Source organism: Candidatus Niyogibacteria bacterium (assembly GCA_016432485.1).
Taxonomy (GTDB): domain Bacteria; phylum Patescibacteriota; class Minisyncoccia; order HO2-45-28; family HO2-45-28; genus HO2-45-28.
Genome location: CP066691.1, coordinates 83,761 through 104,303 on the forward strand (window position 1 = coordinate 83,761; position 20,543 = coordinate 104,303).

Genomic DNA, 20,543 nt, shown 5'->3' on the forward strand with positions numbered 1-20,543 from the left:
ATGGCACTACATAAAGACTTTCCAAAAAACCCATACGCGATACTTGACCCGAATATTCGGTGGTTTCCTGCTGACGAAGATTTGCGGGAAAAAGGAGCTATTCAAAAACTTTTACCTCCTCTTGTCGCGGGTTTGCGGGAAAAAGTAAAAGAATGGCGAGATAAAAATTACGAGGGGGCAAGTAATACTTCTAAATCACTTTTGAACTGGTGGTTCAAGGAGGAACATATTTTATATGACCAACACGGAGTATCTTCTCATTTCAAATACTATTTCGCGCAAAGAGAAGCGCTGGAAACAGTCGTATGGCTTTATGAGGTGGCGAAAGTAAAAGATAAATACGACCTCATTCGTTACAACTCTACCGGCGTATTAAGTCCGCAAATGTTTACTGAAGAGTGGCTTCGCTTTGTGATAAAAATGGCGACTGGTGCGGGTAAGACCAAAGTAATGAGTCTAGTTGTCGCATGGGCGTATTTTCATAAAAAGTATGAGGAAGGTTCAAATTTGGCAAAGAACTTTCTTTTAATAACGCCGAATGTCATTGTTTTTGAAAGAATAAAGAATGATTTTGAAGGATTGAAGATATTTTTTAGCGATCCTGTTTTGCCGGATAACGGCTATCACGGACAAAACTGGCAGGATGATTTTCAGATGACTCTGCATTTACAGGATGATTTGCGCAATGTTTCTGACACTGGAAATATATTTTTGACTAACATCCACAGAGTTTTTGAGGGTGATGTGCGCGAAGCGAGTGCAGAAGATGAGGACACTTCTCGATACTTCTTAGGCGATAAACCAGTCACAAAAACAAGCGACTCTACTGTGGATTTGGGGATGATAGTAAGAGATATCGACGAGCTTATTGTAATCAATGATGAAGCTCACCATTTGCACGATGATAAATCAGCTTGGGTTAAATCAATTACCGACATAGACAATCGGCTTAAACAGAAAGGCGCGGGGCTATCTTTACAGCTTGACTTTACGGCTACACCAAAAAAGAACGATGGCTCCATTTTTGTGCAAACAATTTCCGACTATCCGCTTGTTGAGGCAATTCACCAAAGAGTTGTTAAAAATCCGGTTGTGCCGGACGCGGCAAGCCGAGGAAAACTGAAAGAAAATCAAAACACACTATTTAGCGAGAGATACCGAGATTATATAAATCTTGGTATTGAAGAATGGAAAAAAACATACGAAGTATTAAAACCGATGGGTAAAAAATCCATTCTTTTTATTATGACAGACGATACAAGGAATTGTGATGAGGTGGCGGAGTATATTGAAACAAGTTTTAAAGAGTTGAAAGGGGCAGTTTTGACTATACACACAAACAAGAGCGGAGAAATTTCTGAAAGTGTGTCCGGTAAAAGTAAAGAGGAATTGGATGTGCTTCGCAAACAAGCGAATGAAATTGATAGTTGGGAAAGCCCGTTCAAAGTAATTATTTCCGTAATGATGTTGAAAGAGGGTTGGGATGTAAAAAATGTAACGACAATCGTCGGGCTACGACCTTTCGCAGCCGATTCAAAAATTCTGCCCGAACAAACTCTCGGACGAGGACTCCGTAGGATGTTTTTTGGCAGAGATGATGTTGAGGAATATGTGAGTGTTGTCGGAACTCCCGCTTTTATGGACTTTGTTGAATCAATCAAGGGCGAGGGCGTTATTCTTGAAAAGAAAGCGATGGGAACGGGAGCCAAGCCGATAGCTCCGATGGTTATTGAGGTTGATAAGGATAATCCGAAAAAGGACATTGAGAAGCTTGATATTGAGATTCCGGTGATGTCCCCTAGAATTCAGAGGGAGTATAAAAACCTAGCCGAGCTGGATGTTTCCAAATTTGGGAATAAAAAGGTCAAAGTAAAAACATTCTCCGAAGAAGAAAAACGAGAAATCGTGTTTAAGGATGTTGTTGATGAAAAAATCCATCACACAACGATACTTTCTGGCGACATTGAACCTGATTATCAAAGCGTTATCGGATTTTTTGCGCAGGCAATAATGCGAGAACTACGGCTTTTTGGTTGCTACGATATTTTATTCGGCAAGGTAAGAGAGTTTGTGCAAAATAATATGTTTGACAGTCCCGTGAATTTATCAGACCTCAATACTCTGCGAAATTTATCCGAGGTGGAGTATATACGGCTTATAAAAGATTCTTTCAAGAAAGCCATTAACGATCTTACAGTCGAAGACAAAGGAGACACAGAGATAAAGAACTACATCAAAATTAGCGAAGCACGTCCTTTTGTCGTTAATGATAAATCGTATTTAATACCCAAAAAGTCTGTTTTCAATAAGATTGTTGGCGATAGCGATTTTGAGCTAGTATTTTCTGATTTTCTCGAAAATTGTGATGATGCGATTTCTTTCGCAAAGAATTTTCAAAATAAAGAAGCGAGCGCGCTTAGAATTGAGTATAAAAATTCGGAAGGATTTATTGCTACCTACTACCCCGATTTCTTTGTTAAGAAAGATGAAAAAACGGTTTATATTATTGAAACGAAAGGACGAGAAGAAGATGACGACAAGCTAAAATTTGAAAGACTGCAAAAGTGGTGTGAGGATGTAAATGATCGACAAAATCGGGTCGTCTATAAAGCACTTTATATCAAACAAGAAGAATGGAAAAAAGATAAATTCAAGAATTTTGATGAGGTTGTTAGGGTGTTTGATTTAAAATAATTTATGGAACCCTGGCCAACAAAAAATTAAAAAAATAAATTTATGCCAAAACAAAAGGAGATGTTGAATTTATTCAAGAAAATCAAGGCGGAATTTTTGGGGAAGAAAATCCTTTTGGTCGGCCTTGGATTGCAGGGCGGGGGAGAGGGTGTTGCGAAATTTCTTTTGAAAGCCGGATCTAAACTCACCATCACGGATTTACGTCCGAAAAAGGATTTCACCCGATTTTTAAAAAAGTTTGCCAAAAAAAGGGTAAAATTTATCTTCGGGCGTCATCGTTTTTCGGATTTTAAAGCATCCGATATCATCATTAAAAATCCCGCCGTCTCCGAGGCCTCGCCTTTCATAAAATACGCCAGAAAAATCGGCAAGCCCGTTTTGACCGAAACCCAAATTTTTTTTGACCTCGTCCCCAGAGAAAAAATAATCGGCGTCACCGGCACCAAAGGCAAGACCACGACGGCCATGCTTCTGACACACCTGCTTAAAAGCCGTTTTAAAGTTGAACTGGTGGGAAATATTCCGGGGCGCTCGGCGCTTGAATCGCTTGCAGGTCTAAAAAAATTTCCCGACTTTTTTGTCTACGAACTTTCGAGTTTCAATCTGGAGGGGCTTCGCGTAAGCCCCAAATACGCGATTATCATCAACATTTTTCCCGACCATCTGAATCGTTATAAAAGTTTTAATGAATACAAAAAAGTTAAAAGCAACATTTTTAAATATCAAAAAAGGGGAGATTTTTTATGGTTTGAAAGAAAAAACAGCTTTTCTTCGGACATCGCCGGGAAAGTCGCCCTGTCTTTCGGGATAAGCGATAGAGAGGTAAAAAAACGCCTGAAATCCTTTAAGCCGGCCGAGGGACGCCTGGAGAATCTAGGAAAAATAAAAGGAGCGCTCCTGATAAACGATACCACCTCCACTAACCCCGGCGCTACTCTTTTTGGCATAGCTCAAATTCAGAAACGCCTTAAGATTAAATCCCGGCGCGTTATTTTGATTGCCGGAGGAGAAAATAAAAAACTCAAATACGGCGAATTTTCAAAAAAAATCAAAGGGTTGAAGAAAGTTATTTTGATCCCTGGTTCCGCTTCAGACCTTATAAAAGGCAAGAATATCTTGCGTGTTAAAACTCTTAAAGATGCGGTTAAAAAAGCGTTTGAAATCGCCAAGAAAGGAGATTCAATACTTTTTTCTCCCGCCTCCGCAAGTTTTAACGCTTTTAAAAATGAGTTTGAGCGCGGACGAGCTTTCAAAAAAATCGTAAAATCCCTATAATAAATTCAAATGCCGAGAAAGCGGGATTCAATTCTTTTTGGTATAATTTTGGCTTTTGTCGCGGTTGGCGCGCTTGCTTTAATGTCGGCCTCGCTCGGGCTTTTTGAGGAAAGCTTATCTCCGTTCAAACTCATTTTACGTCAGCTCGTCTTGGGCCTCGGGCTGGGTTTTTTATTTTTTTATTTGGCCGATAAGGTTCACTACCGTTTTTGGCATAAAACCGCTTTTTGGATTTTTCTGGCCAGTTTAGCTCTGACTATTTTGGTGTTTGTGCCCGGCATAGGTTTTGAAAGCGGGGGAGCCAAGCGCTGGATAAGCTTCGGGCCTTTATTTATGCAGCCGTCAGAATTTTTAAAAATCGGCTTCGTAATATATCTGGCCGCCTGGCTTTCATCTCGCGGGCGAGAAGTCGGCTCAATGCAATTCGGAGCGGTTCCGATATTCGGAATGATACTCGCGATGTCCGCGATTTTTTTTAAACAGCCGGACTTGGGGACTCTGGGAGTGATTATCATCTCAAGTTTGCTTTTATTTTTTACCGCCGGCGGAAAATTAAAGCATCTTGGTCTGATGGGCGTTGTTATAATGGTTTTGCTGGCCGGGGCGTTTTATTTCAGGCCGTATTCTCTGGAGAGAATACAGGTATTTTTAAACAGTGATTACGACCCGCAGGGCGCGGGTTACCAGGTGCGTCAGGCCTCCATCGCTTTTGGTTCCGGAGGAATTTTCGGCAAAGGTTTCGGCCAGGGACTGCAAAAATATAATTATCTTCCGGAGCCGACGGCGGATGCGATATTCGCGGTAATCGGAGAAGAATTCGGATTCGTCGGCGCCTCTTTTTTGGTGCTGCTTTTTATATTTTTTCTGTGGCGTTCAACCATTATTTTAAGGAGAACTCCTGATATTTTCGCTAGACTCCTTGGCTCCGGAATTGTTATACTGATAGTTGTTCAGGCTTTTATAAATATGTCGGCTCTTACCGGTTTATTGCCGTTGACCGGCCTGACCCTTCCTTTTATGAGCCAGGGCGGATCGTCTTTGATCGCGCTGCTTGCGGCCGTCGGCGTTTTATCCAACATTTCAAAATATCGATAATATGAGAATTCTTTTGACCGGAGGGGGAACCGGAGGCCACTTTTTTCCGATAGTGGCCGTAATCCGCGCGCTTAAAAAAATGGCCGAATCCGAAAAATTTGTTGAAATGGAGCTAGTGTATCTTTCGGATAGTCCCTACGACCTCGGCATTTTAAAAGAAGAGGGAGTGGAATTCATATCTGTTCCGGCTGGAAAAATCCGCCGTTACTTTTCCTTGTTTAATTTCACCGATTTATTTAAAACCGCCTGGGGCATAATCCGCGCGATAATATACGTTTTTGGCAAGATGCCTGACGTTATTTTTGCTAAGGGAGGGTATGCCAGTTTTCCGGCCCTGATTGCGGCGAGGCTTTTTAAAATTCCGGTAATAATCCATGAATCGGATTCGGCGCCGGGCCGGGTTAACCGCTGGGCCGGATCTTTTGCCAAACGCATCGCTATTTCGTTTCCGGAAAGCGCAAAATATTTTCCTTCCTCCAAAACGGCTTTAATCGGAAATCCGGTTCGGGAACGGATTTTGGGCGGGAACATTGAAGAGGCCCGGTCTATTTTTGGCTATGAAGATGTTCCGACCGTGCTGGTTCTTGGCGGTTCGCAGGGTTCTGCTAAATTAAACGATATTTTAATAGATATACTTCCCGAAATTTTAAAAGAAGCAAAAATTATCCATCAATGCGGTAAGAATAATTTTGACGATGTTTCCAAGAGGATCTCGGTGGTTTTGGGGCAGAATCAATTTAAAAACAGGTATAAACTTTTTGCCTTTTTAGATGAAAATATTTTGCGAAGCGCCGTTTTAGTGTCAAATTTAATTGTTTCGCGGGCGGGCGCCGGAGCGATATATGAGATAGCCGCGTGGGGTAAGCCGTCTTTATTGATACCTCTTCATAATTCAGCCCAAGACCATCAGCGTCAAAATGCTTACGCTTACGCCCGAGCCGGCGGCGCTGCTCTGGTGGTTGAAGAAGAAAATCTGGCTCCGAATCTTCTTTTGGCTGAAATACGAAAATTATTAAGCGATAAGCCGCGGCTCGAAAGAATGGCCCGGGCGGCTTCCAATTTCGCCAAAATTGACGCCGCCGAAATCCTGGCGCGCCAGATTATATTATTGGCTTTGGAACATGTAAGATAAATTAACCTAATTTCTAATTAACCTAATTCACCTAAAATATTCAATTTCATGATTCGCACTCGCATAGCGCCTTCTCCAACCGGAACTTTGCATTTGGGCACAGCTAGATCCGCTCTTTTTAATTTTATTTTCGCGCGTCAGCGCCGCGGGAAGTTTATTTTAAGAATAGAGGACACTGATTTGGAACGATCCGATCCGGTTTTTGAAAAAGACATACAGGAAGGATTAAAGTGGCTCGGACTAAATTGGGACGAGTTTTATCGCCAGTCTGACCGATTAGACCTGTACGAAAATTATTTGAAAAAACTTTTGGAGCGCGGTTTGATTTTTTGGTGTCCTCATTCCGAAGAGGAATTGGCCGCTGAACGTCAAGAACAGGCGTTAAGAAAAGAAGTATTGCGCCACTTTTGTCCATATCGTGACGGTTCGGCCGACAGCCGGGGCGGTAAAAGCATTTTAAGGTTTAAAAATGATGTTAAGGAAACAATAGTTTTTAATGATTTAATCCGCGGGAAAATAAGTTTTGACGGCCAAATCCTGGGGGATTTTTCAGTGGCTAAAAATATGCGCAACCCTCTGTATAATTTCGCGGTGGTGGTGGATGATTATGAAATGGCGATATCGCATGTCATACGAGGAGAAGACCATATTTCAAACACGCCCAGGCAGATTATTTTGCAGGACGCCCTGGATTTTAAACGTCCCGAATACGCTCATCTGCCTTTAATTTTGGGCCAAGACCGTTCAAAACTTTCCAAGCGCCATGGCGCTACGTCCGTACTGGAGTATAAAAAATCAGGATATCTGGCCGAGGCAATGATAAATTTTATGATTCTCTTGGGTTGGCATCCCGCATCTTTGTCTGCGGCAAAGGCGCGGGACAAGTCTCTGGAAAAAGAAAAGGAAGTTTTTACAACGGATGAAATTATTGAACAATTTTCATTGCAGCGCGTTCAAAAGGGCGGAGCCGTTTTTGATATTGATAAGCTTAATTGGCTGAACCATTTGTACATAAAAAAAATGGAAATAAAAGACCTGGCTGAAATACTGAAACATTTTGCCGGAGAACTTGGCCAAAAAATTGAAGCTGATTTTGAAAAATGGTTAAAAATAACTTCTTTGATGCGGGATCGCCTGACCGTTTTAAACGAGGTAGGGGAGTCGGCCGAATATTTTTACAATGAACCGTATTATCCGAGAGAACTTCTTTTTTGGAAAGAAAATCAGCCCGCCGAAAATATTTTGCGACATTTAAAACATATCTACAAAACACTGTTAGATATCAAAAAATGGCAAAAAGAAAATCTTGAAAATAAACTTATGCCCTATGCCGATGAAGCCGGCCGGGGAGAAGTTTTATGGCCCTTGAGGGCGGCTCTTTCCGGAAAACGCGCGTCAGCCGGTCCGTTTGAGATTGCTGAAATTTTAGGCAAAAACGAATCGCTCAGGCGCGTTGAAAAAGCAATTAAAATTATTGAGCAAATATGAATTTACGGCTCGTTTTTTTAATTCCGCTGGTTTTGGGGCCATTTATTGTTTTCGGGGCTGATCTTGACGAGTTGCGTTTCCAGATTTCCGAGAAAAATAAGCAGATAGCGGAGCTTGAAAAGGAAATTTCCGAATTTCAGCAGGAAATAGAAAAAACTTCCGAGGAAGCCGATTCGCTTAAAAATCAGATTAACGCTTTCACTGCCACGATTTCCAAATTATCCAGGGAGATAAGCGTGGCCCAGAGAAAAATTGAGACGGCCGAACTTAGTCTGGAAGAACTTGGAATTCAGATTGCCGGCAAAGCTTCTTCCATAGATCAATTTAAAGATTCGCTCGCCGAAATTATCAGAAATATGGACGAATTGGAGTCCCAAAGTTTAGTGGAAATAATGCTGGCCCACGCTTCGCTGTCTAATTTTTTCAGCGACGTGGATTATATTGAAAATCTTAGCTCTGAAATGGAAATTCGCCTGGCCGAGTTGAAATCGGCTAAATCTGAGCTTGAATCCGAGAAGAACAAAAAAGAAGAATTGCGCGCCCAGTTGCGGGACTTGCAATCCGAATTTAACGCGCGTAAGTCTATTGAAGAAAACGCGCGCCGTCAAAAAAACGACTTGCTAAAAATTACTCAAAATAAAGAAGCGGAATATCAGGAACTTTTGAAAGATCGCGAAGCTCAAAGAGAAGCCGTGCTGAATGAGATACAGGAAATAGAAGACGAGTTGAGGAAGCTTATTGATCCGGAATCGCTTCCGGAGGCGCGCGAAGGTGTTCTTGCCTGGCCGATTAAAGGAGCCGTGCTTACTCAAAGCTACGGAGTTACTCCTTATTCAGAGATACTATATAACGGCAAACCGCATAATGGCATAGATATTCGGGCGCAGATTGGGACTCCGGTTTACGCGGCCGAAGACGGAATAGTTATGAAAATAGGCGATACGGATGCTTTCCCCCGCTGTCTTTCATACGGGAAATGGGTTCTCATTAAACATCCGAATAATCTGGCAACCTTGTACGCGCATCTTTCTTTGATAAAGGTCAATAATAATGACATAATTAAAAGGGGAGAGCTTATGGGCTATTCCGGGGACACGGGATACGCGACAGGACCACACCTTCATTTTACGGTGTACGATGCCAATACGGTCGAATTCAGGCCTTCCAGCTTGCCTAAAAGCACCTGTAAGCTCCTGCCTTTTGGCGGCTATTTAAACCCCATGGCTTATTTATAATTTTTATATAATGCCCGATAAAAAAAATAAAAAACAGGGTTTTATACAGTTGTTGGTCATTTTGGCGCTGGTAGTCATAATTTTAAGTTTGCTCGGGGTATCGCTGTCCGCACTTTTTCAGAACAAGGTTTTAAGAGAAAATTTCTCGTTTATCGGAAATATTTTTGACGCGATTTGGAATAGCTGGCTTGGACGCATAGTTAATGTCGTTTGGAATTTTGCCTATAATTTTTTCACGGATTTTATCTGGGGCGCTTTTATTGACGCGATGAACGCCATTAAGGCCGGCAAAAACCCTATTTAAGTATAAATAGGTCGGAAAAGGTATCTTGGGCGACCTACTCTATATTGTCCCCCGTCAATTAGAGCTAACCAAATAAAATTATTCTAATTTCTAATTGCTCTAATTATTCTAATCAATTAGAATAATTAGAAATTATGAGAATCTCATATTCGGCCATAGACACATATAAAACCTGCCCGCTTAAATATAAGTATTCCGAGATTGATAAGATTAAAGCTCCAAAATCTCGCGAGGCTGTTTTTGGAACGGCCCTGCATTCAGCGCTTCGGTTTATGTTTTTGCGCGATCCTCTGTACCCCGCTCTTGACGAAGTGATTAATTTTTATCGCGAAGAGTGGGCTAGAGTCCGCGAGAGAGTCAGCTGGCCGGACGCGGGGAGCGAAAAAATTTTAAACGAACACGGAATAAAAATTCTTGAAAAATTTTATAAGAAAAACCTGCCGTGGAATTTTAACGTTCTGGATCTGGAGTCAAGGTTTGAACTGCCGATAAAAGACGAATCAACCGGCGAAACGCACACGCTTTCAGGGATTATTGACCGCATAGATAAGCCGGACGACGAAACTTACGAAATAGTGGATTACAAAACAGGCAAACGGCTCCCCTCTCAGGAAACTCTTGACCGCAATCTTCAACTCTCCATTTATCATCTGGGACTTTTAAATCGCTGGCCGCATATTTCAGGCAAAAAAATCCGTTTAACTCTCAATTATCTTCCGCACGGCGAAAATATAAGTACTGAAAGATCTTTGGATGACCTGGAAAAAACTAAAAACAGCGTTCTTGAAACTATACGAGAAATTGAAAAACGTAAAAATAAAAATAATGATTTTGAGCCTTCCCCGTCCCCTCTTTGCGATTGGTGCGGATATAAGCCGATATGTCCTGTCTGGAGACATTTATACGAGAAAGATAAATCCTCTGCTCCGGACGAAGAAAAGATAAAAGAGATAATCGCGGAATATTTTAAGCTGAAAGACGAATCAAAAGATACTTCAAGCCGCGTCAAGGAATTGCAGGCGGAGCTGGCCGATTATATGCGCCAAAAAAATGTTTTGCGTCTTTTTGGCGAAGAGGGCTTTGTGTCAAAAACCATTAAAACAGTTAAAAAATATGATTTAGTAAAAGCTGAGGCTATTTTGCGCCCGATCGGAAAATGGCAGAATGTTCTTAAAGCCGATGAAAAAAAACTTGAAGAGCTTTTATCTTCCCTGCCTTTGGATACGGTCGGGAAGATAAACGAGGCCGCGACCATAAAAACATCTGAATTTTTGACGGCAACCAGGAAAAAGATTCCAAACCCACTTTTCCCCGTTTAATCCACCATTTTACGTTTTTTTAACCTCTCGGCAGTTTGACCTTCTGCCATTTATTTTGCTAAAATTTACCCATAATGCCGGATATAGCCCGTATTCCTCCCCAAAATCTTGAAGCCGAGATGTCTGCGCTTGGCGCTTTGATGCTTGACGCTAATGCCGCGTTTAAAGTTATTGATTATCTGCGCCCCAAAGATTTTTATCGTCCGAATAATAAAACGATATACGAAACAATTCTCGAACTTATTGAGAAAAGAGAACCCGTTGATATGGTTTCGATCGCAAACCGCCTTCAGGAAAAAAACAATCTGGAAGCCGTCGGCGGGAAAGCCTATTTGACCGATCTTGTTAATTCAATTCCCACGGCCGCCAACATAGGCCATTACGCGGAAATCGTCCACAAAAAAGGCGTGATGCGTGAATTGTTGGAGGCTTCCCAGCATATAAACGATCTGGGATATAAAGAGGAAGAAAGCGTTGATTATCTGCTTGACGAAGCCGAGCGCAAAATTTTCTCCATTTCTCAAGCTTCTTTAAAACAGCGGTTCGTTTCTGTGGGGTCGGCTTTGGGTGAGGCTTGGGAGAGAATAGACCGCCTGCATAAAAATAAAGGAGAATTGCGCGGAGTGCCCACCGGTTTTGCCGATCTGGATAATATTCTTTCCGGGTTCCAGTCTTCTGATCTCATAGTTCTTGCCTCCAGGCCCTCGCTTGGAAAAACTTCTTTGGCTTTGGATATTGCCCGAAACGCCGCGACAAAGCATAATGTTCCGGTAGGCATTTTTTCGCTTGAAATGTCGGCACAGGATTTGATTGACCGTTTTATCGTTGCCGATGCCGATATTGATTTATGGAAATTAAGAACCGGCCGGCTTTCCGAGGAAAGCGATGATTTCGCTAAAATCGGTTCGGCTCTTGAAAGGCTTTCCAAGGCCCCTATTTTTATTGATGACGAGGCCTCAAACAATATTTTACAAATGCGGGCCATGGCCAGGCGTCTGCAGGCCGACAAAGGTCTCGGTTTAATAGTGGTTGATTACCTCCAGCTGATGCAGCCGAGAGTCCAAAGCGATAATATGGTTCAGCAGATAACCGAAATATCCCGTTCGCTTAAAGCTTTAGCCAAAGAATTGAACGTTCCGGTTTTGGCCTTGTCCCAGCTTTCACGGGCCGTCGAACAGCGTCACCCGCCAGTCCCCCGTCTTTCGGATTTACGCGATTCGGGGAGTATAGAACAAGATGCGGACGTTGTTATGTTTATTTATCGCGAGGATAAATATAAGCAATCAAGCGAACGGCAAAATCAGGCCGATATTTTGATTCAAAAACATAGAAACGGTCCTTTGGGCCAAGTAACCCTTTATTTCAATCAGCATAAAACCAGTTTTTCAAGTTTTGCCAAGGGAGGGGGATATTAAAATTATGAGACCCCAAGTTGTTGAGAAATTAACCAGAATTTTTTCCATGATGCCCGGTATAGGTCTTAGGCAGGCGTCTCGTTTTGCCTACTGGCTTGTGGATGCCGATAAATCCCTTGTAGAAGGCCTAAAATTGGCCCTAGACGAGCTGAAAAGCGTTAAAAGGTGCGATACCTGCTTTAGGGCCTATTCAGGGCAAAATTCCTGTTCCATATGCTTGGATGGCTTAAGGGACGATTCTAAGGTCGCGGTGGTTGAAAAAGACACGGATTTGGAGGCGATGGAAAAATCAGGGATTTATGACGGCCGTTACCATGTTTTGGGCGGGCTTTTATCAGTGCTTGACGCTCAAAGCCGAGATCGGCTGCGTCTGAAAGAGATTTTCAGCCGTATAAAGAAAGACGGTAGTATTCGGGAGGTTATTCTTGCTTTAAGCGTTACGCCCGAGGGCGAATTCAGTTCGCGTTACATTGAAAAAATTTTAGAGCCGCTGGCATCTTCCGGGCGCGAAATAAAAATAACGCGGCTCGGCCGCGGGCTTTCGTCCGGCGCCGAACTCGAATATTTAAATAAAGAAACGCTTAAAAACGCCTTAGAAAACAGGAAATGATTTGTAAAATGTTTTGTCCCGGAAACGAAGGTCAATGTAATCCACGTTGCCGAATTTTTCTTTCGGAATATTATTTATGAATATGGCCAGATTTTCGCTTGCGCGGTCAAAATCCGTTTCAGCGTCGACTATAATTTTAAGCCCGTTTTCAGAATAAAGCCAAAATTCCGGCCCGGTCTTAATTTCAATATTTTTTATTGAAAATCCGCGGTCTTCTTCCAGGCGTCGGACGAAAGCATTCAAATTTATAAAAATCTGCTCGTCCATTATTCTTGAACCTAATTCAAGAGCGATTTGGCGCTCATCTTTTATTTTTAACAGCAATTCTCCCAAAAAAAGAGGCGCCTCCTGGAAAATAATTCCTCCGCTGTCTATGTAAAAACATTTTTGACCGCACCAGACCGCCCAATTATCCCTCTCCCCTATTTGTATTTCCACGGATCTCTGCCAGATTTTTCTGGATATTTCAATTTGATTTATGGCCGAGAATTGTTTTTTCAAATCCTCGGCGAGATTTTCAGCGCTGAAAAAAATAATGTTTTCTTTGGGCCACAAAGACAGAAACCCCCTGTTTAAAATTTGATTGACGTAATTTCTGACATCCTCAGCCGAAATTCGTTCGTTGCCGCGAACCTCTATTTTTGTTATACGCAATATTTTGTTTTCGGCGTAAACGAAAATGACCAAAACCGTAATGAGCGCCGCGAGAGTAAATGCAAAACGCCTTAAAAAAAGCAGGCGTTTATGCCGCTTGAATTTGTGCGCTATTTCGTTAGGCATGGATATAAATTTATTCTTTGGGGTTTATTGAATCAAAACCGGTATATTTTTGTAAAACTTTCGGCACTGCCACCGATCCGTCTCGGCGCTGATTATTTTCTAAAATAGAAATCAAAATTCTGGGGGTTGCGATGGCGGTGTTGTTGAGCGAATAGCAAAATTTTGTCTGATTGTTTCCTATTTTATAGCGTATGCCAAGCCGGCGCGTTTGAAAATCATGATAATAGGAAGATGAATGCGATTCGCGATAACGCCGTTCCGAAGGAATCCAGACCTCGATATCGTAAGTTTTGACATGCGCTCTGCCTATATCGCCTCCGCTAAGAGTAATAACTCGGTAAGGCAGATTTAGAGACTGGACCATTTCTTCCGCGTTTAAAGTCAATTCTTCGTGGAGTTTCACTGAATCCTGGTGGTCGGCGGCGCTCAAGATAAGCTGTTCTATTTTATAAAATTCGTGCAGCCGATATACGCCTTTTACGTCTTTGCCGTAAGAGCCGGCCTCTCTCCTGAAACACGGCGAAAAAGCAACATATTTTTTCGGTAATTCTTCTTCAGACAGGATTTCGTCTGAATGCATGCCCATCATCGGAATTTCGGCGGTGGCCGAGAGATAAAGTTCGTCCTGCGTTTTATAAACATCTTCCCTAGATTGCGGAAAATGCCCCGACCCGTAAAAATTTTCTTCTTTTATCAGCGTTGGCGCGAGAATCGGCGTATATCCTTTGTTTCTGATTTTATCCAATACAAAAAGCCAAATGGCCTGGGACAGCAAAACCGCTTCATTTTTTAGAAAATAACCTCTGAATCCGGAAACTTTGGTGCCTCTTTCAAGGTCAACCAAATCAAGCTTTTCCATAAGGACGAGGTGGTTAAGGGGCTCAAAATCAAAGACTGGAATGTTTCCCCATTTTCGTTCTTCTCTGGCGTCCCTTTCATCAACGCCTTCGGGGACGGAGGGGTCGGGGATATTCGGGACGTCATACATCAGGCGGCGCCATTCTGAATCCAATTTTTTGAATTCATATTCTTTTTTAGAAAGTAAGTCCTTGAATTCCCGCAGATTTTTGATTGCCGATTCTTTTTCGCCCTCATCTTCTATGGTTGCTATGTGGTCGGAGGCTTTGTTTTGTTTGGCCCTAAGCTCCTCTGTTTCGGCCATTACCTTCCGTCTTTCCTCGTCTAAGGTCAGGAATCCGTCAATATCAAATTCAAGACGCTTTTTTCGCGCGGCCTGTTTTATTAAATCCGGGTTTTCGCGGATAAACTTGATGTCTAACATTTATTTAAATTATACCAATTTTTTTAACGCAATTTCCATAGCCGCTTTGCGGGGGCTGATTTTTCTTCTTATGGACGTTTTTAAGACCAAATCCACTCCGCCACCTACTTTTTCTTTGACCAATTTAAACATTTTTTCAGCATTGTATCCTTTATATTCGGAATATGAGGATATGACCCCGCCGGCATTGGCAATGATATCGGGCACGATTAGAACTCCCCTTCTCCAAAGTTCTTCCTCAATGTTTTCGCGCATGGGAATATTCGCGCCCTCAACTATTATTTTGGCTTTTATTGATTTTTTATTTGTGTCGTTGATAACATCCGTAACCGACGCCGGAATTAAAATATCAATTTTTAAAGCGAAAAAACTTTTGCGTGAAATCGGACGGCCCTTTTCGCATTCTTCAAGCGATTTTCCGCAGAACTTCACTTTTTTAATGTCATTTTCATTGAGTCCCCTATCGTTATATATCGCGCCGTGCCTGTCGGCTACCGCAATTATGCGGGCTCCCATAGCGCGTAAATGTTTGAAAGCGAAACTGCCTACGTTTCCGAACCCGTCAATCGCGACCGAAGCGTCTTTTATATTCAGGCCTCTTATTTTTGCGGCAATCCGCGCGGCTTCAGCCACTCCAAATCCCGTGCTGCCCAATTCATGCGGAAGTCCGCCGAGCTCGGCCGGCTTCCCGGTAGCCGATTTTTTGTCGCGCGCGGCTTCAACGAACCAGCGCATTTCCCTTTCGCCTGTATTTATGTCCGGCCCCGCGATATATTTTGAAATTAAAAATGGTTTAATCGCCCGAGCGAAGTTTTGAACAAATTTCTTTTTTAACGCTTTTTGCCCTTTTTTGGACAAAGTCCGACTTTGTCCACTTTGTCCGGATGGAGGCCAAACGATGCCGGCTTTGGCTCCCCCAAACGGCAAACCGGCCAATGCGTTTTTAAAAGTCATGGCGCGCGCGAGCCGAAAGACCTCTTCTTCCGAAACATCCGGCGTCATTCTTACGCCTCCCTTCCCCGGTCCGAGTTTCGTATTATCTATAACCAAAAATGCCCGCATATTTATTTTCGGGTCATAAATTTTAACTACATATTCCGGACCGATATTATCTTTCTCTGTTTTCATTTGAAATAATAAGTTTTTTAAATTCTTCGACATTTTTTATTGCTTCAAACATGGCCATAAGCGTTTTGACTGTTATATTTTATGCCCGCCGAATACGGCGCGGAGCGTTGAAAGAATTTTTCCGGTAAATGACGGGCTCTTTTTTGAGCGTACACGGAAAAGATAAGACCTCTTGATAATTGGCGCGGGAACGCCGAGTTCTTTGGCGGTTTTTACCGTCCATTCTCCTTCTCCTGTTTGAGCCACCACGCCAGACGCTTTTTTTAAGTCCTCTCCATACTTTTTGAATCCTTCCTCCAGCCACCCCGTAAGCCGCGAGGTAATAATGCTGTTTTGGTTGTACACACTCGCGACATCTTTAAGATGAAACTCAAACGGCGCCTTTTTTAATACTGAAAATCCTTCGGCCAGCGCCTGCATCATTCCGTACTCAATGCCGTTATGAATCATTTTTGTAAAATGCCCGGCCCCAATTTTTCCCATATATCCGGAGGTCGTATCCGACATGGCGTCAAAAATCGGTTTGATTTTTTCATATATTTTTTTATTTCCTCCCGCCATAATAGCAAATTTCCCAAGCTGAATGGAAGTCGGCCCGCCCGATACGCCAACATCAAGAAAATGAATTCCTTTTGCTCCCAATTTTATTCCTCGGCGAACAGAGTCCTTATAGAAAGAGTTTCCTCCGTCAATTATTATATCCCCTTTCTTGAGTATCCGCGCGAGGCCTTCTTTTCCGAAAATGATTTCGTCTACGGGCTTTCCCGCGGGCCTGCCCGCCGTAGCTTTACTTTGCCCGTCCGAAGTCTTTGACGAAGGCGGGGCGGAGGCGGGAACCATAAGCCATATAACGCGCGGAGTGGAAAGTTTCTTAACAAATTCCGGAATAGAATACGCGCCGATAATTCCATTTTTTTCAAGTTTTTTCGTAGTATCGGGAAAGTGGTCCATGCCGACAACGCGCCATCCTTTGGCTGAAAGTCGTATCGCGAGATTAGCGCCCATTTTCCCCAAACCGATAATACCGATCTCGCTCATGCGCGTTTCCGCGTTTTTATCCCTGACGCTCTGCGTATTTTGCAAGATTGCCGGCCGAGGAGTGGTCCCGGGCTTATATTTTGCGAGCGAAACGGTATTTTTATCCCACGCGCTTTCGATCGGATCGATAAATTTCCATAGCGCCGCCACCTCCCCGGGCGCTATAAAAAATGCCCGATTGCCTTCCATGGCTGCGTTGAAAATTTTTGCGTATTCTTCCACATATTGCGCCTTTTCTTTTTTTTCGTACAAAAAGAAAGAGAAGGCGCGCCTTTCAAGGGTTTGTTCAAAACCGGGTTTTTTCATCCAAAAGTAAATAATTATTTCATCATTTGGTTCAAGCCGAAAAACTATTTTATTTGGCTCGTGCGGTCCGACCTCGCAAAGATGACAAATAGCCGGATGTTTTAGCGTGAGCACTATTTCTTTACGCGCCTCGGCCATCCGTTTCCCCGCTTCCATGAATATCGGGATTCCTTTCCATCGAGGATAGCGGAGCTCGGTTTTGAGCGCAAAATATGTATCGGTGTTTGAGGCGGGACGAACTCCTTTAATATTCTCATAACCCCGATATTGCGCGCGATAGGTATTGTTTCGGACTGTTTCGGTTGTCCAGGGTGCTAAAGTTTCTAAAATTTTTGCGCGGTTTTGCCGGATAGAGTCCGCCTCTTTATTTTTAGGATATTCCATGGCAAGTACCGCAAGCATGATTAAAAGATGATTTTGTCCGACATCGCGCAGCGCCCCGACAGCGTCGTAAAAACTCCCGCGCTCTTCCACGCCGATTGATTCATAAAGGCGAATATCAATTCGCTCAATCATCGTATTATCCCACGCATTTTCAAAAAGGTTATTGGAAAATCTGAAATTTTCTATTCCCTGCAATATTTCTTTAAAAAGATAGTGGTCAATTCTGTAAATCTGTTCCTCTTTGAAATATGAGGAAAGAAGCGACTGGAGCTTCCTCGCGCTTTCGGAGTCCTTTCCAAAAGGTTTTTCAATAAGCAGGCGGCTCCAGCCAAGATTTCCTCCGCAAGGAAGGTTTAATTTTACTGAGGCGAGATTCTTAAAAATTATCTCGTAAGATGACGGAGGAACGGCAAGATAAAATAATTTATTGGCGCAAACACCCCAAGACGATTCGGCGCCCGCTATTTTTTCAAAAAGAATCCGAAAGGATTTTTTGTCCTCAAAAGTTCCGGCATGATATGAAAATGTTTCAAAGAAACGCGAAAAATCTCTCTCTTTTATTGCCGCCCCTCCGCGCTTTATAAGGGTTTTACGGATAAATTTTTTAAATTCTTCGCGGGAAAGATTTCTTCGCGAAAATCCCATCACGGAAAAGCGGTCCGGAAAACGGCCTTGTCGGAAAAGGTGCCATAAAGAGGGAATAATTTTTTTAGCCGCAAGATCGCCGGTCGCGCCGAATATGGTTAATATGGTCGGCGAATTTTTAATTATCACGGTTTATATATTCTCCTAGAGATAATCCAATAAACGGTCATAATCTATAAATTGAAAAATCTTATAACCGTAAGAAATAAGAAGGCCGATATTGCCAGAAACCAAAAGTATGCCGAGGAAAATAAGAAAGATGCCGCCGATTACGGAAACGATATTAAGATATTTAGATATATTTTGGACATAACGGGAGGCCGATCCAATGCCTGCGGCAATAAGTAAAAATGGTATCGCGAGTCCCGCCGAGAAAATAGTAAGCAATAATCCGCCCTGGAGCGCGCTGGTTGAGGTTGAGGCCAATAAGAGCACCGAGCCTAAGATCGGGCCAACGCACGGCGTCCACCCAAACGCAAAAGCGCTGCCTAAAATGAACGAGTTGGACGCGCGCCCTCGTTTCAGCAAAGCGGGAGTCTTAATTTGAAATTCGCGCTGTAAAAAAGGCAATTTCAAAATATTGAGCATAAACAGTCCGAAGATGATAACGAAAATTCCGCCGATTCTTCCAAGCCATAATCTATAAGGAGCAAGAAACCTGGCGCCGACAAAACCGATGAGCGTTCCCATAACGATAAAAACCGCGCTAAACCCAAGCATAAAGAAAAAGCCGTTGAGAAAAATTTTCCATCGGGCCTGCTTGGCTTTAGCCGGGTCCTTGAGGTCTTCTAAAGAGGAGCCGCTGATGAAACCCAAATATCCCGGCACCAAAGGAAGGGTGCATGGGGCAAGAAATGTAAGAATGCCGGCAATAAAAGCCGGAACTATTAACGCGGCAATTGAAAGCTCAAGCACGATGGTTTTTATAAAATTTTATAAGCGCTTTACGTTGAACGGGCTCTAAGTGAATCGAGGGTCTTTGTTTTTTAATAAATTTTTCTGCATTCGCCGGAGACATCCCGCGTGTTTTTATAAGATATGCCGCCATCATAGTGGGCGCTCTGCCGTGGCCGTTTTTGCAGTGCAGATATATCTTTTGCTTCATAGCGACCAAATTTTTAAGGGTCAAGACGCCGAATTCCAGTTGTTCCTGTTTGGGAGCGGTGTGGTTTTTGACGGGAATCCACGCGTAAAAATAAGCCCCGAAAGGAGAATCAATCTTCTCTTCCTCAAGAGAAACATCGGCCATTATGCCCTTTTTCTTAAGTTCCCCGTTAAAATGCGTCTGACAGCACAAATTCGTGCCGATATAAATTCCGTCGGTGATATAGTTATATTCAAATTTAGGAGCTCCGTGTTTTTCTTTAGACATATTTTTTACACATCTCCCGCTTTTTTATTTGTTAATCAGTTCTTCTATTTTACTTTTAATCTCATCCAATTTCATCGGTCCTCTCTTGTGAATAACTATGTTTTTTTCAGGGTCAACAAATATTGTTTCCGGCATTGAAAATCCGCCGATTGATTTATAAAAAGAATCAGATGGGTCGAGCAAGAAAACCAGCTGGTTGGTGGTTCCTTGCCGGTCGGTATATCCCTTTGCGACACCCAATGATTCGGCGCGGTCAATAGCGATAATCACGACTTTATCGCCAAACTCCTTTTGTGCTCTTGCGAAATCAGGAAGCTCTTCGCGGCAAAACGGACACCATGCCGCCCATGAGTTTATAACCAAAGGTTTGCCCGAAAAATCCGTGAGTCGAACGGTATTCCCGCCGTAATCCTGTAAAGCAAAATCGGGGGCTTTTTCGGATTGAGCCGTTTGAGCCGTTTGTTTTGATTCTTCGGGGGCGTTTTTCGCGCGAATTACAAGCCATCCGACGCCCCCCAGAATCAAAAGCCCTATGATTATTGCGAATAATTTATTCATTTTTATTATCGCGGCTATTTGCAACCGCAGTCGCAATGGCCGCCTTCGTGGTGTTCGTGGCCGCAATGCTCGCATTTCTTATGCTCCACTGGATGATTGTGTTCTTTATGCTCATCACAAGGGCACTCGCAAGCCATGCATTTTTCGTGTTTTTCGTCGTGTGTATCTTCGTGCATATTATTTTTTTTAATTAATTAATGATTTGTTTCGGGCAGCCCGACCTTATTTTGTGCCTGCCCATTCCTTTAATTCTTCATAGGGGGCCTCTCCGCAGATAAAGGCGTCAGAGTCGGTATTAATGAAAAACGGAACGCCGCCGCACCGGCCCTTATCATATTCTTTCATCTTTTTTGCGTTTTCTTCGTTATGCCAAACTTCATATTTTTCAACTTTCAAACCGGCTTCTTTTTCCAGCCGCTCCACCAACGGCATCATCTTAATGCAGTGCGGACACTCTTTTCCGTAAAAATCTATAAGCATAAT

At 42.9% G+C, this 20,543-nt stretch carries 18 protein-coding genes; 10 read left to right on the forward strand and 8 right to left on the reverse strand.

The window, feature by feature from the left end; genetic code table 11:
- From HYY55_00405 to recR, 10 genes are all read left to right on the forward strand, one after another.
- Positions 1-2,694 (forward strand): DEAD/DEAH box helicase family protein, encoded by a 2,694-nt coding sequence (locus HYY55_00405; protein QQG46296.1) that lies wholly within the window; start codon positions 1-3, stop codon positions 2,692-2,694.
- A gap of 42 nt (positions 2,695-2,736) precedes the next feature.
- Complete coding sequence (locus tag HYY55_00410; protein QQG46297.1) at positions 2,737-3,969, forward strand: hypothetical protein; 1,233 nt, start codon at positions 2,737-2,739, stop codon at positions 3,967-3,969.
- A gap of 9 nt (positions 3,970-3,978) precedes the next feature.
- Positions 3,979-5,064: a putative lipid II flippase FtsW gene (gene ftsW / locus HYY55_00415; protein QQG46298.1), complete on the forward strand. Its 1,086-nt coding sequence runs from the start codon at positions 3,979-3,981 to the stop codon at positions 5,062-5,064.
- A gap of 1 nt (position 5,065) precedes the next feature.
- Complete coding sequence (murG, locus tag HYY55_00420; protein QQG46299.1) at positions 5,066-6,196, forward strand: undecaprenyldiphospho-muramoylpentapeptide beta-N-acetylglucosaminyltransferase; 1,131 nt, start codon at positions 5,066-5,068, stop codon at positions 6,194-6,196.
- Between the two features lie 48 nt (positions 6,197-6,244).
- Positions 6,245-7,684, forward strand: coding sequence for a glutamate--tRNA ligase (locus tag HYY55_00425; protein ID QQG46300.1), 1,440 nt, complete (start codon positions 6,245-6,247; stop codon positions 7,682-7,684).
- The gene (locus HYY55_00430) at positions 7,681-8,919 is read left to right on the forward strand and encodes a peptidoglycan DD-metalloendopeptidase family protein (GenBank protein ID QQG46301.1); all 1,239 of its coding nucleotides are present in this window, start codon (positions 7,681-7,683) and stop codon (positions 8,917-8,919) included. The genes HYY55_00425 and HYY55_00430 overlap by 4 nt, the downstream gene beginning before the upstream one ends.
- Positions 8,920-8,929: 10 nt before the next feature.
- A complete protein-coding gene (locus tag HYY55_00435; GenBank protein QQG46302.1) occupies positions 8,930-9,223 on the forward strand; it encodes a hypothetical protein in 294 nt (97 codons plus the stop codon).
- A gap of 134 nt (positions 9,224-9,357) precedes the next feature.
- Entirely contained in the window at positions 9,358-10,542 is a 1,185-nt protein-coding gene (locus HYY55_00440; GenBank protein ID QQG46303.1) for a PD-(D/E)XK nuclease family protein, read from the forward strand.
- A 74-nt stretch (positions 10,543-10,616) separates the two neighbouring features.
- The gene (gene dnaB / locus HYY55_00445; protein QQG46304.1) at positions 10,617-11,957 is read left to right on the forward strand and encodes a replicative DNA helicase; all 1,341 of its coding nucleotides are present in this window, start codon (positions 10,617-10,619) and stop codon (positions 11,955-11,957) included.
- Positions 11,958-11,961: 4 nt separating this feature from the next.
- Positions 11,962-12,567, forward strand: a complete 606-nt coding sequence (gene recR, locus HYY55_00450; protein QQG46305.1) for a recombination protein RecR — start codon at positions 11,962-11,964, stop codon at positions 12,565-12,567.
- Here recR and HYY55_00455 read toward each other — a convergent pair.
- From HYY55_00455 to HYY55_00490, 8 genes are all read right to left on the reverse strand, one after another.
- Positions 12,550-13,347, reverse strand: a complete 798-nt coding sequence (locus tag HYY55_00455) for an FtsQ-type POTRA domain-containing protein (GenBank protein ID QQG46306.1) — start codon at positions 13,345-13,347, stop codon at positions 12,550-12,552. The genes recR and HYY55_00455 overlap by 18 nt on opposite strands.
- A gap of 10 nt (positions 13,348-13,357) precedes the next feature.
- The gene (serS, locus tag HYY55_00460; protein QQG46307.1) at positions 13,358-14,629 is read right to left on the reverse strand and encodes a serine--tRNA ligase; all 1,272 of its coding nucleotides are present in this window, start codon (positions 14,627-14,629) and stop codon (positions 13,358-13,360) included.
- 9 nt (positions 14,630-14,638) lie between these two features.
- On the reverse strand, positions 14,639-15,757 hold the full coding sequence (locus HYY55_00465; protein QQG46308.1) for a Glu/Leu/Phe/Val dehydrogenase: 1,119 nt from the start codon (positions 15,755-15,757) through the stop codon (positions 14,639-14,641).
- A gap of 72 nt (positions 15,758-15,829) precedes the next feature.
- The gene (gene zwf, locus HYY55_00470) at positions 15,830-18,259 is read right to left on the reverse strand and encodes a glucose-6-phosphate dehydrogenase (GenBank protein QQG46309.1); all 2,430 of its coding nucleotides are present in this window, start codon (positions 18,257-18,259) and stop codon (positions 15,830-15,832) included.
- Positions 18,260-18,274: 15 nt separating this feature from the next.
- Positions 18,275-19,045: a sulfite exporter TauE/SafE family protein gene (locus HYY55_00475; protein QQG46310.1), complete on the reverse strand. Its 771-nt coding sequence runs from the start codon at positions 19,043-19,045 to the stop codon at positions 18,275-18,277.
- Positions 19,038-19,502, reverse strand: a complete 465-nt coding sequence (locus HYY55_00480; protein ID QQG46311.1) for a dual specificity protein phosphatase family protein — start codon at positions 19,500-19,502, stop codon at positions 19,038-19,040. The genes HYY55_00475 and HYY55_00480 overlap by 8 nt, the downstream gene beginning before the upstream one ends.
- A gap of 24 nt (positions 19,503-19,526) precedes the next feature.
- Entirely contained in the window at positions 19,527-20,060 is a 534-nt protein-coding gene (locus tag HYY55_00485) for a TlpA family protein disulfide reductase (protein QQG46312.1), read from the reverse strand.
- A 222-nt stretch (positions 20,061-20,282) separates the two neighbouring features.
- The gene (locus HYY55_00490) at positions 20,283-20,540 is read right to left on the reverse strand and encodes a hypothetical protein (GenBank protein QQG46313.1); all 258 of its coding nucleotides are present in this window, start codon (positions 20,538-20,540) and stop codon (positions 20,283-20,285) included.
- Positions 20,541-20,543: the final 3 nt, after the last annotated feature.